Origin of the sequence: Vibrio sp. Of7-15, assembly GCF_022347565.1 — a bacterium.
Taxonomy (GTDB): domain Bacteria; phylum Pseudomonadota; class Gammaproteobacteria; order Enterobacterales; family Vibrionaceae; genus NORP241.
In genome coordinates this window covers 245840-262703 of sequence record NZ_JAKRGH010000001.1, presented here as the reverse complement: position 1 = coordinate 262703, position 16864 = coordinate 245840, and the positions used below count along the sequence as shown (strand labels likewise).

The following is a 16864-nucleotide window of genomic DNA, read 5'->3' as shown; positions in this document are numbered from 1 at the left end:
ATAGAAAGAATTAATTTCTCGGGCGGATAAAAGGCATATGGCGGTTCACGTCTTTATATAAAAGATAACGGAACGGGCCTGGGCCACCGGCATAACAAGACTGTGGGCAGAATGCGCGAAGCCACATAAAATCGCCAGCTTCCACTTCTACCCAATCTTGGTTTAAGTGATACACGGCTTTACCTTGCAGTACATACAAGCCATGCTCCATGACGTGAGTCTCATCAAATGGGATCACGCAACCTGGCTGGAACGTAACAATGTTAACGTGCATGTCATGACGCATGTCTGTTGGCTCCACAAAACGTGTTGTAGCCCAGCCATTGTCGGTATCGGGCATGGCAATTGGGTCGAGGTCATTTTCATTGGTCACAAAAGCGTCTGGCACTTCCAAGCCATCCACAAACTGATACGCCTTTCTCACCCAGTGAAAACGCACAGGTTGATCACCATTATTATGAACCGTCCAGTTACAACCCGGTGGAATAAACGCATAGCCACCTTCTGTCATGTGGTGTGCTTCACCCTCAATGGTGATGTCCATTTCACCAGCAACCACAAACAGTACCCCTTCTGCATTTGGGTCAAGCTCTGGCTTATTTGAACCACCAGCGGGGTCTATCTCTACAATGTATTGTGAAAACGTCTCAGAAAATCCGCTCAGTGGCCGAGCAATCACCCACATGCGCATGTTTTCCCAAAATGGCAGAAAGCTGGTCACAATATCGGTCATAACACGTTTAGGAATAATCGCGTAAGCTTCAGTCAATACCGCACGATCGGAGAGCAATTGCGTTTGCGGAGGAAGGCCCCCCTGTGGTGAATAGTACTTGTGTTTATCAGTCATATCTTGTGATCCTTCAATACAAGAGAGGTTATTTATAATAGGCTGGCATCCTGAATCCATTGCCTAGATATGCGTAATTTGGTGAGCTAGTAATAGTATGCACCAAAGTATAATGATTGATAATTTAAATAATTTAATTATTATCAGTGGAATTACCACTAGTTAGAGGCAATGGAATGCAGCACACTTTAGATCCGGTTTTGTTACGCAGTTTAGTGGCGGTGGTGGATACCGGCAGCTTCACCCGAGCCGCAGAAAGTATTCATTTAACGCAATCAACAATCAGTCAGCAAATCCGCAAGCTAGAAGCACAATTAGGCTGTGAGTTACTAACCAGAAAAAAGCGCCATACCACGGCAACGTTAGAGGGCGAACGAGTGGTGACTTATGCGCGTCGAATTTTAGCCATGATGGAAGACGCCATCACGCAAACCGCAATCAATGCCGAGCAAAGGCCCATTCGTCTTGGCGTTCCTGAAGATTTTGCAACTCATGAATTGATGCCAACCTTAACTCGCTTTGCCAAGGAATTTCCAAATGTCCGGCTGGAAGTAAAAAGTGGCATGTGCAGCGATATTTGGACACAATTTCAAAACCAAGACGTAGATATCGCCTTAATCAAGCATCGCTTAGGCAGCGCGCAAGGCATAGCAAACTGGCCTGAACCCTTATGTTGGATTGATAGCCAGCAAGAAAATAACCTAGACCAAGACACCATTCCTCTGGTGGGCCTACCCAGCACAGGGCTTTATCGCAGCGAAATGGCTCATACCTTTGACTCATTAGGGAAAAAATGGCGCATGGCTTACATTACCACTAGCTTATCAGGGGTGGGATGTGCAGTAGAAGCTGGCTTAGGTATTTCACTATTACCAAAACGCTTAGTAACGGATAAACACCGCATTTTGGGACAAGAGCAAGGGTTGCCTGAGGTGGCACCACTGGAGTTATTACTTCATGTTGGGCAACAACAATCTAACCACATGAGGTTACTTTCGGAATACTTAACTGAAGCGTGCGACAACATTTTTGAGCACGTTTAAGAGAGAAGTTCTTTATAGCAACTTAACAAAGTACCAGAGCCATTAAAAGTGGTGGAAAAACAGATCAGTACCGAATAAACCTGTTAACAATGTTTTGAATTTCTCCACTTTTCTTCATTTTGTAAATCTCAATGTCAAACTTGATTGAAAAATCTTTTTTAAATGGGAAATTTTTCTCTGCATTAATATCTGTATACCCTAAGTACCCTTCGTTACTGGAAATAACAGCGATTTCTTTTAAAGTAATTTCGCTCTGGTTATATTCATCATACTCACCCGATTCTTTCATTTTTTTCAAATACCAAGCGAAAGGTATTCTTGAAGTGACGGTACAATCCGCTCTTCCCGACAGTAGAAAAGGGATCGTTCCTTTTATACTATTAAAAAGGTGTAAGTTTATTTTTTTCTCTTTTGCCATCCGGGCAAATTTTTCACCCGCTCTCCCGTCACCTCGCCACATAACGAATCTCAGCCCCTGATAGTCATCTGGATATACAGATCGTGGTCTAATCAAGACTTTTTCATTACAGATCACTACATCATGTTGAGTAAAAAGCGGAAGTGAATACGGCCAAATATAAGGGCGTTTAGGCTCCGATTTTGTCAACCAATCATGAGCGTGAAAATACGGTGGCAAAATTGCAAACGCGACCCCAGATTCTGCCTCTCTTTTTACCCTAGCCCAAGGAGCTGTGTTGAAGGACACAGTATAATCCGGCATTCGAGATATCGCTTTTTTTACTATCTCAATATAAACCCCGGTTAATTGCCCCTGTACATCTCTAAATACAAACGGAGGTAATACATCAGACGTGGACACTTTCACTTCTTGTGCCGCTAAAACGACTGAGCTTGAACTAAAATAAATGAGAAAGCAGAAAATGATTTTTTTCATACGATACAAACCTATGAAATATAAACACAGCTTCTAGTATAGCGTTACCCATTTCTATCGATTACCAATTAACGATCATATCAAAAACTAGGGTATACAGCCCTACATCACAAAAGCGCTTAGTAACCCCAATCTCCTTCTCAATAATACCTGCCTTGTGTATAAAAAGCAGGCAATATCACTATTTATTGATTAGAATCTAAGCGTCTTAGAATTTATACGCAACGCCAATGTAGTTAGTGGTGAATTCAGCATCTTCTGTTACATTATCAAAACGTGTATCGCCTTGTTTATGGCCAGCTTTTACCATAAAACCGTTACTAAATTCATAACCAATTTCTATACCAAATACAGATCCCGATCCTTCACGTGTATTCATAAAACCAACGGCTGCATTCATCAGATACTCTTTCATACCGAGTAAACCAGCAACATAAAAGCCATCATGGTCATCAAGATTAAAGTAATACTTAGGTTTTACATTTAAACCCAATCCATCAAAATCTAAACCAAGCCCTTCACCTAAATTTTGGTATTCAGCTTCAAGTGCAATCACAATACTTTCATTTAACTGATAGTCATAACCCGCTTGCAACGTATAACCACCTGACAAATCCTTTGTAACACTAGGTGTGCTAAGTTCAGTCGGTGCAGCATCCACACCTATATAAAAACCACTACGATCAATCTCATATAAAGATTCTTCAGAATCAGCCAAAGCCGAATTTGATACAGCCAACATCATCAAACTACAAATAACTGCTTTTTTCATTTTTATTCCATTTATAAAGTTGATATGAAATCGAGCTGTATTCTATTGATTGAATTTATAAACACAACAGGTATATCAACTTAATTTATAGCTATATCGCAGCTTTTATTCCCGATCAAATAAGTGGTTAACATAAAATTTACAAAGACAAGGATTTCGTATTAAAAACATACAGCTATTGAACTGAACTCATAAATGTAATATTTACGTCTGTAATACATATCCCAATAGGAAACTAAATAAATGGACTATTTAGAAATCAATAAAAAAGCATGGAATCAAAGAACAAGAGTTCATGTCGAATCAAAGTTTTACGATGTTGCCGGTTTTCTAAAAGGCAATAACCCTCTTAACAGCATCGAGCTAGAAGAACTTGGCGATGTAAATAATAAAAGCTTACTCCATTTACAATGCCATTTTGGTTTAGACACATTGGGCTGGGCACGCCTTGGTGCTCATGTCACTGGAGTCGACCTCTCCTCTGTCGCCATAGAAAAAGCCAACCACATCGCGCAGCAAGCACAGCTTAACGCCGACTTCATCTGTTCAGATGTGTATAAATTTGGTCATGCTGATGATAAGCAATTTGATATTGTCTTTACGTCTTATGGGGCCTTGTGTTGGTTACCCTGCTTAAAAAAATGGGCTCACACTGTCGCCAATCGCTTAAAAGATGGCGGCACCTTTTACATTGCAGAATTTCATCCTATTTATGATGCGCTGGAAGGCTATTCATATTTTCATAATAGCGAACCCGATGTAGAAGAAGGCGGAACTTACACTGAAAACTGCACTGGGGAGACGTCCACGATGGCTTCTTGGGCTCACCCATTAAGTGATGTAATCAATGCGCTTATTCAAGCGGGCATTCAAATAGACCATGTTAATGAATACCCATACAGCCCCTATAACTGCTTTGATAATATGGTAGAAATCGAGCCCAATCGGTTCTGTATTTTAAAAGAAGGCAACCCTGTACCACTTATCTATACAATTAAGGGAACTAAAAAGCCGAGCTAATGCCGAAAAGAGTGCTTAGTTATATCAGTGGCTAATTACCTACTTATAAAGGGACTCATAATGAAAAAAATTGCCGTAATTTTAAGTGGTTCAGGTGTTTTTGATGGTGCTGAAATTCATGAATCGGTACTGGCATTGCACGCTATTGAAAAAGAAGGCGCAAGCTGGCACTGCTTTGCACCAAATGTAGATCAGCACCATGTGATCAATCATATTACTGGCGAAGAAATGTCGGAAACACGCAACGTTTTAGTAGAAGCAGCTCGCGTGGCCCGTGGTAATGTACAAGATGTTGCCCAACTCAACGTTGCCGAGTTTGATGCGCTATTAGTACCAGGTGGCTTTGGCGCTGCGAAGAACTTATCCGACTTTGCCTTTAAAGGTGCTGAATGTCAGGTTCACCCAGATGTAGAAAAAGCATGTAAAGCGTTTGCCACAGCGAACAAACCAGCTGGCTACTTATGCATTGCACCAGCGCTGATCCCGATTATTTATGGATCTGGTGTAAAAGGCACGATTGGCCAAGATGAAGCTACTGCCTCGGCATTTAACCAATTAGGCGGAGAGCACATTAACTGCTGTGTTGATGAGATCGTATATGATGACAACCACCATGTACTCTCTACCCCTGCTTATATGCTGGCTGAAACCATTTCGCAAGCAGCAAGTGGCATTGATAAACTAGTACACCAGTTAGTGAAGTTAAGCTAACGAAAAAACAGGCTGTGTTTAAATGCAGTGGCTATTCTTGTAAGTGCTACGTAGATGTTCAATCAACACGCAATAAACAAGACATGCTATCCATATGAAGAGACAAACACAGCCTGCAAAACTGATTAGTTCAAACTGATCTCTACATCAGATAATGCTCGGCTAGAGCACGCTAATACAAACCCTTGCTCAATCTCTTCTGGGGTTAATGTTTCAGTGCTACTCGATTCCACCATTCCCACTTTCACTTTACATTTACATGAACCACACACACCGCTACGGCACGCTGCAATCACAGGGATCCCGCCTTTTTCCAAGGCATCAATCAATGCGGTGCCTTTATCTACACTGTCTGAGAAACCAAAGTCTGGTACAGAGATGGATACCACACCCGTGTCTTCTCCTTGCTCTTCATCGGTCACGTCTGAGTTTTGAGGTTTTAACGCTGGCGTAAAACTCTCTTGATAAAAATGCGTCATATCGAAGCCAGTCACTTCTATGTAACTTTTTACGTCTTCCATAAAACCAATTGGACCACATAAGAATACGGTTCTTTGTGTAAGATCTGGGCATAAAGATTCCAGCCAATCTTGATCCATTCGCCCTTGCTGAAAACGGCTGTTAGTGGTGTTTTTCAACAATACATTTAAATGAAAATGTGGATGTTTATCCGCAAGCTCTAGTAAATTTTTCAAGTAAATGAGGTTATCTTCATCACGCGCGACATGAATAAAGTTAATGTCGATATTAGGCTGATTCTCTAACCAATTTTTAGCCATCGACATAACCGGAGTGATCCCACAACCTGCGCTGATCAGCACAACCTTATCACCATGCTGACAATCCATACTGTTAAACTCCCCCGCAGGAGACAAAGCCACAGCAGAATCGCCAAGTTTAAAGTGATCGATAAGGTGATTCGATACAATCCCTCCATCAACTCGTTTTACTGTCAGCTGTAATCGATCTTGTTTGGGTAACGAGCTGATCGAGTAGGCACGGTGCTCTTTTTGTCCATTAATATCGACACCAAGGGTAATAAACTGGCCAGGTTTAAACTCAAAATGGCGAGGAAGGCCATCGTCACCCTGTGATTGAAAAATAAAACTGGCGGTATCGGGGGTTTCCATCCAACGCTCTACACACACCAATGGCATGCTTGGTTCCCAACATTCAGATAGGTACATAACTTGCTCTTATAATGAAGAAAATAAAAAGCGATAAGTGCGCCAAAACCCACTTACCGCATAAAGGCTAGGCCGCTAGAATGGTCGCGAGATCGCTGTCCACATTACCAATGCTTCGCATATCAAACTTCTCTTGAATAATGGCCAGCAGATTGTCAGTTAAGAATGCAGGCGCCGTTGGACCGGTATAAATTCCTTTTACACCAAGTGCAAACAAGGTAAGTAGGATCACAATGGCTTTTTGTTCAAACCACGATAACACCAGAGTCAGAGGCAATTCGTTAATATCACAATCAAACTCTTTAGATAAGGCAAGTGCAAGCTGAATCGCTGAGTAAGCATCGTTACATTGGCCTACATCCAGCAAACGAGGTATCCCGTTAATGTCGCCAAAGCTATTCTTATTAAAGCGGAACTTGCCACACGCCAAGGTTAAGATCACGCTATCTTCAGGGGCTTTTTCCGTAAATTCGGTGTAGTAACTGCGTTCAGATTTATCGCCATCACACCCCCCTACTAAGAAGAAATGGCTAATGTTGCCTTGCTTAACTTGATCCACCACAGCAGGAGCTGCTGCCATCAGTGCGTTTCGGCCAAAGCCAACGGTGATCATGTGCTCTATTTCGTTATGTTTGAAGCCTTCTTGAGCTAACGCACACTCAATCACAGCGCTAAAATCATCCCCTTCCACATGTGCAACACCCGGCCAACCCACAATACTACGAGTGAATAAGCGATCCGCATATTGGCCAACGTTTGGATTTAATAAACAGTTCGATGTCATCACAATTGCGCCTGGGAAATTAGCAAACTCTTTTTGCTGATTTTGCCAAGCACTGCCGTAATTACCCACAAGGTGAGGGTATTTCTTTAATTCAGGGTAAGAATGGGCAGGTAGCATCTCACCATTGGTGTACACGTTAATGCCTTTACCTTCCGTTTGTTGCAGAATTTTCTCTAGATCATGTAAATCGTGGCCCGACACCAAAATACATTTACCAGCAACGGTTTTCACGTTCACCTGAGTTGGCTCTGGGTGGCCAAACGTACTGGTTTCACCCGCATCCAGCATCTCCATAACGCGATAGTTCATCAGGCCAATTTGCATGGAGGTTTCCAGCAACGCATTCAGATCCGTTGGTTCAGTGCCTAACCAAGCCATAATACGGTGGTATTCAGCAAACACCTGCTCATCAGTTTGGCCCAGAACTCGTGCATGCTCCATGTATGCCGCCGCACCTTTTAAGCCATACAAGCACAATAAACGTAGGCCGATCACATCTTCATTTACACTTTCGTGACCACGGTTTACAGCCGCTTGATCCGCAATAGCTAAAATGGCTTCGGCTGTTTGAGGAAGTTCGAACTTCGCAGCAGGCGACAGCTCAGGTAACTCTTGATTTGATAACAGTGCCACCGATTTTACTTTTTCTTCTAAGCGCTGTTTATATTCTTGCGATTGCTTCGCCATTTCTACAATGCGCTCAGGATCGAAGTTCACGTTGGTTAATGTGGCAAAAAACGCCTTTGGTGCCCAGCGATCAATATCTGGATCCACAATCCCCATCACGCGGCCCAGCTCAGCCCAAAAAGACACCCCTTGAAGAGAGAAAACAAGTACATCTTGCAAGTCTGAAACTTCAGAGGTTTTACCACACATCCCCTTTGCATAAGAGCACCCTTTAGAGACAGGTGTTTGAATAGTTTGCTCACATTGAATACAGAACATATTGGCTCCAACTTATTGTTATATTTGAAATTCGCTTATTTGAATTTATTTCGTTGGTAGCCCTAGAGCAGGTTATGTGCCAAAAATTAACCTGCTGTTTTATAAGGTTTTTATCTTTTACCCTTGCTTGACTTGATGTTATTTTAACAACAGGTTGCGATGTAAAAAAAACATCAAAACAATCACAACTAATTGTTTATAAAGATATTAATAACATATTTCTCGCCAATTCGTAACGTTACACTAACTACTTAATCCCTAGCTTTTTACCCATTTTGTATAAATTACCACGATCCATTTTCAGAAATTCTGCAGCCTTAGCCCATATGCCCCCCGATTGAGCTAACGCATGCTCGATCAGCTGTTTTTGGTACTGCTCAACAGCTTCACGCATCACAATAGGCTCACTCGGCATGGCCGATTTGCTGGTTTGACTCAGCTCTGGCTCAGAGGCAGCGGTGACATCATCACTAATATGGCCATATGTAATCACCGTTTGCTGATCCTGAATGGCTCTTAGCCCAGCGCGCATCAAAGTATGTTCTAGCTCACGCACATTCCCCACCCACGGTTGAGACTCTAAGTACGACAAAGCTTTAGGATGAATATGAAGGGCATCTACATTAAACTGATGGCGAACCTTGTCTAAAATATGCCCTGCAAGAACCGCAATATCTCCTTCACGTTCACGAAGTGGTGGCACAGAAATAGGGAACACATTTAAGCGGTGGAATAAGTCTGAACGAAACTGCCCTCCTTGTACTTCTTGCTCTAGATCTCGGTTCGTTGCAGCAATGATCCGAACATCAATCAACAGGTTTTTATCGGCCCCAACTCGTTGTACTTCACCTTGCTGGATCACCCGCAATAGCTTAGCTTGCAGCAGAAGTGGTAACTCACCTATTTCATCTAAAAAAATAGTACCACCATCGGCCAATTCAAATTTACCCGCCCGTTGTGAATTCGCACCAGTAAACGCCCCTTTTACATGCCCAAACAGTTCACTCTCTGCAATTGATTCTGGTAATGCCGCACAATTGACATACACCATGGGCTTATCACTGCGTTGAGATTGAGCATGAACCGCATGAGCCACCAGCTCTTTACCTGTGCCCGTTTCACCGCTGATGAGCACCGCAAAATTAGATTGTGCCACCATACGAATACTATCTCGAAGGCGCTGTATTTCTGGGCTCACTCCCACCAGCTGACCACCTTTATTTCTGGCCTCTTCAATCAATAACTTATTGATGCTTTGCTGACGTCGGTTCGTTCGCTTCAGGGCATCCATCATTGTAATGTTACGAATGGTCGCCGCCGCGAGAGCTGCAAAGGTTTCCACCGTAATATCATCCACTTTCTTGAAAGCCCCGACTTCCATGGCATCTAAGGTTAACACCCCCACCAAATTATCCTCTACATAAAGACTACACCCCATGCAATCGTGCACGGCGATAGAGCGATTTGGGTCTTCTTCTAATAAACCATCAAATGGATCGGGCATGTCTGAGCTAGCAGGAAACCTTACAGGCTTCTTACTCTGTAAAATCGCGTCTAACCTTGGATGTGTTTTTGGGAAAAATCGCCTTCCAAGCACTTCTTGTGACAGCCCACTCACCGCCACTGGCTTTAAAAAACCTTCTTGATCAAGAATAAACAGCGCACTGGCATCACAAGGAAGCACCTGATTTAACGATGCGATTAAGCGTTGATAATGATGCCCTGATGGTAAATTCACGTTCAGATCTAACGCGATTTGTAATAAAACTTGTTCTATTGAAGCGGTCATAGGCTTACTTCTTGTAAGGATACTTTATTTAGCCTACCAGAAACGATGTTATTTTCACATCGTCAATATTTATACAAAAGTGAAAAAGCTTATAAATCAATAAATTAAAAGTCGGCACATATCTTGATATATCAAAAGAAACGATAAAGGAGTTTTTATGATAAACATTGTTGACCGTGCCGTTGAAGAGCGTATTCCGCCCATTTTACGATTAGGCTTTCGTCCATTTTTCTTATTAGGTTCCATTTACGCCATTATTGCCATTGTGATTTGGGTGTGGGCGTTTCGTCATGGTCAGCCAAGTGCCCTAAACGTACCTGCACTGTGGTGGCACGTTCATGAAATGCTGTTTGGTTTTGCCATGGCGATTGTCGCAGGCTTTGTATTAACCGCCGTACAAAACTGGACAGGGGTAAAAGGCACGAGCGATAAAAGATTGGCAATCATTGTTGGCCTCTGGCTATTGCCACGGCTTCTATTCTGGACGCCCACTCCTCTGTGGCTTATTGCCAGCATAGAAGCCCTATTTTTAGCCGCCGTCGCTTTTGAGATTGGCTTTCGTGTTTTCCAAACCAAAGGCTGGCGTAATTTATTCTTTGTGCCTTTGTTTGTTTTAGCACTCATCGCTAATTTTGCTAGCTACGCCACCATTAAAGGACTACCACCATTCCCAGCCTCAGCAGTGTGGCAAGCCATGTTGTGGTGGTTTGTGTTGTTATTATCAGTCATGGGGGCGCGTGTTATTCCATTTTTCACAGCCCGTAAATTTAACTTTGAAAAAGCCCAACCTCAACTTTGGTTAGATATCGCGGCCAATCTTCCTATTGGTTTATTGTTTCTTCTGAGCTTTTTCCCGCTAGCTGCCGCCGATCTTTCTGCTTCCCTTATGGTATTTGCAGGTTTAGCACAACTGGTGCGCTTTGCACGCTGGAAACCCTACCTCACTCTAAGTGAACCACTCGTATGGTCGCTGCATACGGCTTATTTGTGTATTCCGGTGATGTTATTGATCCGTGGATTGAGCAATGACGCTTTTGTTAATCACACCATGATCCACCTATTTGCAGTCGGCAGTATTGGAGGATTAATTCTTGCTATGATTGCTCGCGTGACCATGGGGCATACTGGCCGCCAGATTTACAAAGGCCCAAGAATGTGGCCTGCTTTTCTCGCTATTTTCTTGGCTGCCATTGTGCGCAGTATTGGGATCGTCATCTGGCCTGAATACACATTCTCGTTGATTTCGCTAGCCGCTTTGCTGTGGTGTGGGGCTTTTGCGCTGTATGTTTGTCAATTTGGCTTAATGCTTTGTAAACCAAGACTCGATGGCCACCCAGGTTAAAAATACCCGCCTAAAAACATAAACAACACTGGCTTCTGCTCTTGAGAGACCTCTCATCCTACCGCCCTCTTGAGCAGAGGCACCTTACCAAGCCTTAACTATACTTAACCAGTAAATACACGACGTTAAATGCCAATGTATTAATAGTATCTACGTAAAACTGGTGATTACATGCCCATCAAACCTGCCTTGCTTATCTTCTTTCTGCTTTGGCCACTGCTTTCTTATAGTAGCAAAATTACATTTTATACTCATAGCATAGAGGGTAAGTTTTATATTGATGAGAATGAAGAGCTAAGAGGGATTGCTCACTCAGGTCGACGGGCTTTTAATATTGAACTCATTAGAGAAATGATGGACTTGGTTAATCACAGTCCGAAGATCATCCACAATACCACTTTCAAACGTGGCTTTAACGCTGTTGCGAACACCAACAACATCGCATTCTTTAATATGGCACGCAGGCCAGACAGAGAAGGAAAAGTACAATGGGTAGGCCCTTTACAAACCGATACCATTATCGCCTATCAATTATCCAGTTCACCGCAAGACATAACAGATCTGGAAACGGCCAAAAAAGCGCCTAGTATTTGTGTACTAAGTAGTGGCAGCCATGAAAAATTTTTGAAGAAAAACCACTTTACTAACGTCATATCCGGCACCAGTTATGAAAACTGCTTTCGACTTTTAAAGCTTGGTCACACAAGGCTTGCTGTCGTTGCCAACACCAGCCTCCATGAAACATTGACCATAACCCAAATTGCCCCAGATGAAGTGACCAGCGCTTTTGTTCTCTATGCCTCACAAGGTTATTTAGGGCTATCGAATAACATCCCTCAAGAGATCGTGATGAAATGGCAACAAGCATTGGATGAATTGAAACAAAACGGCCGCTACCAACAGATAATGACTCAATTTATGGAGCCAGATGTAGCAACAGAAGCGAACTAAACACTCTGATATTTTGGGTTTAAGACCCTAGCTTAATGCCCAACTTATTATGAATCGCTATCTAAAATACCATTTAGCCATTTTACTTATCAGCTACACTTACCCTGTACATAATTTTAACCGAGATGCTTGGCTCAATAATGAAAACAATTCTGCTTGCTGATGATAACGAATTTATTCGAAAAAAAATGACAAGGGAGCTCAACAAACTCGGCTACAACACATTCTGTGTTCAAAATGGTACAGATGCGGTGTCTTTTTTAAATATGGTAAAAACAGACATGGCCGTCGTAGATATGAATCTCCCCGAGCTGAATGGCTTCCAACTCATCTCCTACATTAAAGAGCATACCTCCACCACAAAAATCATTGCTATTACCAGTAATCGTCATGTGAACTTAGACATTGCCAGCCGACTCGGGGCCGATATGGTACTAACTAAGCCCATCCCTGCCGAAAAGTTTCAAAATGCAGTCATACAACAATTCAATCAAATTAATGAGCTTTTAGAACTGTTTCCCCCTCCCGTACCACAAAAACCCAAGGCTGCGAATACTCCCCCTTTGCATTTGCTCGTATACACCAGTGAATACACCGGGAAAGATGAAGACATAAATAACGTTTTAAAGGATATTATTAGATATTCAAAAATAAATAACCGCCAATATAATATTACCGGATTACTTTTTTATCACTCACGCAGTTTTGTTCAAATCCTTGAAGGACAAGACAACGATTTAGAAGAGTTAATGTCTATTTTAGAGTCGGATCCTCGCCATAAAAACATTATTAGGATTGTTTACGAGCCTATTGAAAAAAGAGCGTTTTCAGATTGGAACATGAGCTCGTTCGATTTATCCGATCATATTGACATTAACGCAGATAAACTCTGTACAATAAAAGAAATGTACAAAGAAAGTTTGAAAATAAAAACAAACATTCTTGTACACTTTTATACTGCTATGCTGCGTGCCGAAGACCTAAGCACATAAAAATAAGCAACTTTTGATTTAATAATCCTTCCTATCGACGTAATATCACTTACTTACGCAGCTACTTGTGTAACGCCATACACTACAATCAATTATAAAGCTGTTAACAACATAAATATCACTATTGCCTGAATTCAGGAAGGACCCACTTAAATGCATTCTCCTTTTCGAAGCTTGTTTTCTCGAAGCTCTTTCATCAATACGGTCACACTCACTACGGCATTAACAGCCGCAGTAGTTGTGCCAAACCTTGCCTTAGCTAATAATGACCCTTTATGGTTGCGAAACAGCGCCATATCACCCGATGGCACAACTCTCGCTTTTACTTACCAAAGTAAGATCTACTTAATGCCCAGCGAAGGTGGACAAGCACATGCCATCACCTCTGGCGATTTTTACCCGCATTCACTGCTTTGGTCACCAGATGGCGACAAAATAGCCTTTGCCGCTAACCCTTATGGCAACGATGATGTCTTTGTCATGTCACTAGAAAAAGGCAGCCTAACCCGATTAACTTGGGATTCTGCCGATGATACCCCGGCTTCTTTTAGCCCTGACAGCCAATCTGTTTTATTTAACTCATCGCGTTTAACAGCCGAAAAGCAAGATTTTTACAGCCTGCCTTATTACTACTTTGGGTTTAATGGTAATCAGCTTTATTCTGTTGATCTTGAAAGTAATCAAACAAAACAAATACTACCGCTACCTGCCAAACATGCGGTATGGAGTCCAAGGAAAACAAAGCTTATCTATAATACTCCACACCAAGATCAGGCTTATCGTAAACACCAAACGTCACGGGCTGTACCAACGATTTGGCTGTACGATAGCGCAACAGAACAGCACAAACAGATCACAGAACCACGAGTTGCTGCTCAATCACCAATATGGAATCAAGATGAAACAGGGTTCTATTATTTAAGTGAACGCAGTGGTAACTTCAATGTATGGTTCTATAGCTTAGCTGACGAACAAAGCACCCAGCTCACTAAGCACGAATTTCACCCAGTCCGTCATTTATCAGTAGCCCAAAACAATACTGTCAGCTACTCCTATAATGGTGAGCTGTACCGACTCACACTGCCTACAAAAACAGATGACAAGGCTGAAAACACAACAGCCATCGTTACCGCAGATCTTCCTCAGCCAGAAAAGATAGCCGTGCGCATCGCGTCTTTCTCTCCAAAGAATGTATCGTATTTTGAGGACAGTTATGCCGATGATTTTATCCCATCAAACGACGGTATTGAGTTTGCGATTACCAGCTATGGCGACATCTACGCGTTTGACAGCGACAAAGAAGTGATTCGACAAGTAACACGCACAGCTAGTGAGGAAAAAGATCCAGCTTATACCCCTGATGGCATTGGTATTATTTATTCAGCCTTTAGAAATGGAAACTGGGGGTTATATTACTCTCGCTCCGTTGCTGATGAGGAATATTTATCTGAAGCACCATTAATAGAAGAATTTCCATACTATCTGTTAGATGGACATGACATTACCCAAGCACAATTCGCGCCTAACGGTAAACAACTTGCTTTTGTATTGGATGGCCGAGCTGTACACGTGATTGATGTTGCAGAATACACTCCCGTTCAGCCTTCAGAGTTTGAAGCGGAATCCATTCTTGCTGATGCCAATATCTCTGCGGCGCAGAACACCATTAATACCCCGCAAGCACAAACAAGCAGCTTACCCGCTAGCCGTGAATTGATTAAGCCTCAGTGGGTCAGTAACAAAAATGAAGTGTCTTACCAGTGGTCTCCAGATTCTAGCCAGCTTGCGGTTCAAGTCAGCCCAGATGTTTACAGCACTGAAATTTATGTTGTTGATGCAAAGGGCCAGAAAGAGCCGGTAAATGTCTCTCAAAATGGCTTTGATGATGTCTTTCCTAACTGGAGTCAGGATGGCCGCTTACTCACGTGGGCAACCAATCAGTTTGGTTTAACCAGCACCGATGGCACCAATATCGACTTCTCCGTAAAAGGTATGTTTACCAACACAACCGCACAAATGGATCACCGAGACAACGTTGAACTACCGGAAGAACCAAAATTATACCCATTTTCAGGGAAAAACTTAGAATATCGCGATACTTTCCAACTTCCTTATACAGGTCAAATCATTGACTTTAAAGCCTCGGGGGATCATCTTGCCTTTATTACCAACGACACCACGCCGACAGGTGAAGTCACGGTAAGCGGGTACATTTATAATATTCGTACACAAGAAACGGAAACCCTGTTTTCTAATCTGCCAGAAGTACAAGCCAGCTATATCAGCGACATCGCGCCTTTTGCCTACTTGCTTCTTGATGGTGAGATCATTCAAATCGATCTAGAAAGTGGCGAGCAAACTTCACATTACTTCACACTGCCCGTCAATTTTGACCGCGATGCGCGTAAGAAATCGGCTTACTTAGATGTCCTCAATACTACAAAAGACAACTTTTATTTGAGTGATTTAGGTCAGGTTAACTGGACATTATATGGCGACAATTATGCTCGTTTTTTACCGCACATAAATAATGATAAAGATTTTGCCATTATTTTGTCGGAATTACTGGGGGAGCTCAACGCCTCGCACACAGGTGCTTACGGCAGCTCTCATTCGGAGATGACGTTTGATCAAACCGCAGAGCTTGGGCTTGTTTTTGACACCAACACGCAAAGCCCAATCGAAAATAACAACTTAGTGATTGCCGAGATCTTACCAGGCGGTCCATTTGATACCAACGCGACCGATATCCACCCCGGAGATGTTGTGGTTTCCGTTAATGGCCAGCCAGTCAATCATTTCGCCAGTTTAGCCAAAGCGCTGAACCACCAAGAAGGTAAAAAAGTTGAAATTGGCTTCCGTCGTGACAGCACACAAAAATGGAGCGAACGTGTTACACCAATAAGTCAGTTTGAACTGCAAGAACTCATGGTAAAACGCTGGGAAATACAACGCAGGAACTACGTGACAAAACAAAGTGATGGCAAAGTAGGCTATATCTATCTGCCGGACATGAGTAATGAAACCTATCAGCACGTTGTTGCTCAAGCACTTGGCCGCTTTAGAAACACAGACGTTTTACTGCTGGATATTCGATTTAATGGTGGAGGCTTCTTAGCCGATACCCTGATTGAGTTTTTGACTGCAAAAAGCGCAGCCAATGTGCAGCCTAAGCAAGGTCAGGCCGCTGCCGATGCTAACCGCCGTAGATGGATCAAACCATCAGTGGTATTAACTAATGCATCGGCTTATTCGGAAGGCTCAGCATTTGGTCAGTATTATCAAGATCTCAATGTTGGCCCTATTATTGGTGAACCAGTTCCAGGTACAGGAACGGCGGTAATGGACGTCAGCTCAACCGTGTACCCAGGTATCCACTATCGATTCCCATATCTGCCTTTAAAACGCAGTGACGGTAAACTATACGAAAACCTAGAACTGATCCCTGATATTGAAGTTCACAACCAACCGGAAGATGTGATTAATGGCATTGATCGCCAACTTGATACAGCCATTAGTGAAGCTCTTAAGCTAACAGAGCACGAATAAAATATTCATTACAAACAAAACACCAGTCACCTTCCAT

General features: G+C 42.6%; 13 protein-coding genes. 7 read left to right on the top strand and 6 right to left on the bottom strand.

Going from position 1 to position 16864, the window contains the following annotated elements; translation table 11 throughout:
• Positions 1 to 10 precede the first annotated feature (10 nt).
• Positions 11 to 847: a bifunctional allantoicase/(S)-ureidoglycine aminohydrolase gene (locus MHO82_RS01015; protein ID WP_239181988.1), complete on the bottom strand. Its 837-nt coding sequence runs from the start codon at positions 845 to 847 to the stop codon at positions 11 to 13.
• 176 nt (positions 848 to 1023) lie between these two features.
• Between MHO82_RS01015 and MHO82_RS01010 the strand changes: the two genes are divergently transcribed.
• Complete coding sequence (locus MHO82_RS01010; RefSeq protein WP_239181987.1) at positions 1024 to 1890, top strand: LysR family transcriptional regulator; 867 nt, start codon at positions 1024 to 1026, stop codon at positions 1888 to 1890.
• 64 nt (positions 1891 to 1954) lie between these two features.
• Here MHO82_RS01010 and MHO82_RS01005 read toward each other — a convergent pair whose 3' ends face one another.
• Both MHO82_RS01005 and MHO82_RS01000 read right to left on the bottom strand, forming a co-directional pair.
• The gene (locus MHO82_RS01005; RefSeq protein ID WP_239181986.1) at positions 1955 to 2785 is read right to left on the bottom strand and encodes a transporter substrate-binding domain-containing protein; all 831 of its coding nucleotides are present in this window, start codon (positions 2783 to 2785) and stop codon (positions 1955 to 1957) included.
• Between the two features lie 208 nt (positions 2786 to 2993).
• A complete protein-coding gene (locus MHO82_RS01000) occupies positions 2994 to 3557 on the bottom strand; it encodes a porin family protein (protein WP_239181985.1) in 564 nt (187 codons plus the stop codon).
• A gap of 243 nt (positions 3558 to 3800) precedes the next feature.
• Here MHO82_RS01000 and MHO82_RS00995 point away from each other — a divergent pair, with 243 nt between their 5' ends.
• Positions 3801 to 4577, top strand: a complete 777-nt coding sequence (locus MHO82_RS00995) for a class I SAM-dependent methyltransferase (RefSeq protein WP_239181984.1) — start codon at positions 3801 to 3803, stop codon at positions 4575 to 4577.
• Positions 4578 to 4637: 60 nt separating this feature from the next.
• A complete protein-coding gene (gene elbB / locus MHO82_RS00990) occupies positions 4638 to 5288 on the top strand; it encodes an isoprenoid biosynthesis glyoxalase ElbB (protein ID WP_239181983.1) in 651 nt (216 codons plus the stop codon).
• Positions 5289 to 5413: 125 nt separating this feature from the next.
• Here the strand turns inward: elbB and MHO82_RS00985 are convergent, their stop codons facing one another.
• From MHO82_RS00985 to norR, 3 genes are all read right to left on the bottom strand, one after another.
• Positions 5414 to 6475, bottom strand: a complete 1062-nt coding sequence (locus tag MHO82_RS00985) for a hybrid-cluster NAD(P)-dependent oxidoreductase (RefSeq protein ID WP_239181982.1) — start codon at positions 6473 to 6475, stop codon at positions 5414 to 5416.
• Between the two features lie 67 nt (positions 6476 to 6542).
• Entirely contained in the window at positions 6543 to 8204 is a 1662-nt protein-coding gene (hcp, locus tag MHO82_RS00980; protein ID WP_239181981.1) for a hydroxylamine reductase, read from the bottom strand.
• 247 nt (positions 8205 to 8451) lie between these two features.
• On the bottom strand, positions 8452 to 9993 hold the full coding sequence (gene norR / locus MHO82_RS00975; RefSeq protein WP_239181980.1) for a nitric oxide reductase transcriptional regulator NorR: 1542 nt from the start codon (positions 9991 to 9993) through the stop codon (positions 8452 to 8454).
• 157 nt (positions 9994 to 10150) lie between these two features.
• On the opposite strand from norR, the gene MHO82_RS00970 reads away from it, so the two are divergent.
• The 4 genes from MHO82_RS00970 (at position 10151) to MHO82_RS00955 (ending at position 16827) form a co-directional block, all read left to right on the top strand.
• Positions 10151 to 11335: an NnrS family protein gene (locus MHO82_RS00970; protein ID WP_239181979.1), complete on the top strand. Its 1185-nt coding sequence runs from the start codon at positions 10151 to 10153 to the stop codon at positions 11333 to 11335.
• 171 nt (positions 11336 to 11506) lie between these two features.
• On the top strand, positions 11507 to 12286 hold the full coding sequence (locus tag MHO82_RS00965) for a transporter substrate-binding domain-containing protein (RefSeq protein ID WP_239181978.1): 780 nt from the start codon (positions 11507 to 11509) through the stop codon (positions 12284 to 12286).
• A 140-nt stretch (positions 12287 to 12426) separates the two neighbouring features.
• On the top strand, positions 12427 to 13278 hold the full coding sequence (locus MHO82_RS00960; RefSeq protein WP_239181977.1) for a BLUF domain-containing protein: 852 nt from the start codon (positions 12427 to 12429) through the stop codon (positions 13276 to 13278).
• Positions 13279 to 13431: 153 nt separating this feature from the next.
• Entirely contained in the window at positions 13432 to 16827 is a 3396-nt protein-coding gene (locus MHO82_RS00955) for a S41 family peptidase (protein WP_239181976.1), read from the top strand.
• Positions 16828 to 16864: the final 37 nt, after the last annotated feature.

Excerpts from the sequence above, each read along its gene's own strand:
- MHO82_RS01015 (WP_239181988.1), bottom strand. The coding sequence starts at position 847 with ATGACTGATAAACACAAGTACTATTCACCACAGGGGGGCCTTCCTCCG.
- MHO82_RS01010 (WP_239181987.1), top strand. The coding sequence starts at position 1,024 with ATGCAGCACACTTTAGATCCGGTTTTGTTACGCAGTTTAGTGGCGGTG.
- MHO82_RS01005 (WP_239181986.1), bottom strand. The coding sequence starts at position 2,785 with ATGAAAAAAATCATTTTCTGCTTTCTCATTTATTTTAGTTCAAGCTCA.
- MHO82_RS01000 (WP_239181985.1), bottom strand. The coding sequence starts at position 3,557 with ATGAAAAAAGCAGTTATTTGTAGTTTGATGATGTTGGCTGTATCAAAT.
- MHO82_RS00995 (WP_239181984.1), top strand. The coding sequence starts at position 3,801 with ATGGACTATTTAGAAATCAATAAAAAAGCATGGAATCAAAGAACAAGA.
- elbB (WP_239181983.1), top strand. The coding sequence starts at position 4,638 with ATGAAAAAAATTGCCGTAATTTTAAGTGGTTCAGGTGTTTTTGATGGT.
- MHO82_RS00985 (WP_239181982.1), bottom strand. The coding sequence starts at position 6,475 with ATGTACCTATCTGAATGTTGGGAACCAAGCATGCCATTGGTGTGTGTA.
- hcp (WP_239181981.1), bottom strand. The coding sequence starts at position 8,204 with ATGTTCTGTATTCAATGTGAGCAAACTATTCAAACACCTGTCTCTAAA.
- norR (WP_239181980.1), bottom strand. The coding sequence starts at position 9,993 with ATGACCGCTTCAATAGAACAAGTTTTATTACAAATCGCGTTAGATCTG.
- MHO82_RS00970 (WP_239181979.1), top strand. The coding sequence starts at position 10,151 with ATGATAAACATTGTTGACCGTGCCGTTGAAGAGCGTATTCCGCCCATT.
- MHO82_RS00965 (WP_239181978.1), top strand. The coding sequence starts at position 11,507 with ATGCCCATCAAACCTGCCTTGCTTATCTTCTTTCTGCTTTGGCCACTG.
- MHO82_RS00960 (WP_239181977.1), top strand. The coding sequence starts at position 12,427 with ATGAAAACAATTCTGCTTGCTGATGATAACGAATTTATTCGAAAAAAA.
- MHO82_RS00955 (WP_239181976.1), top strand. The coding sequence starts at position 13,432 with ATGCATTCTCCTTTTCGAAGCTTGTTTTCTCGAAGCTCTTTCATCAAT.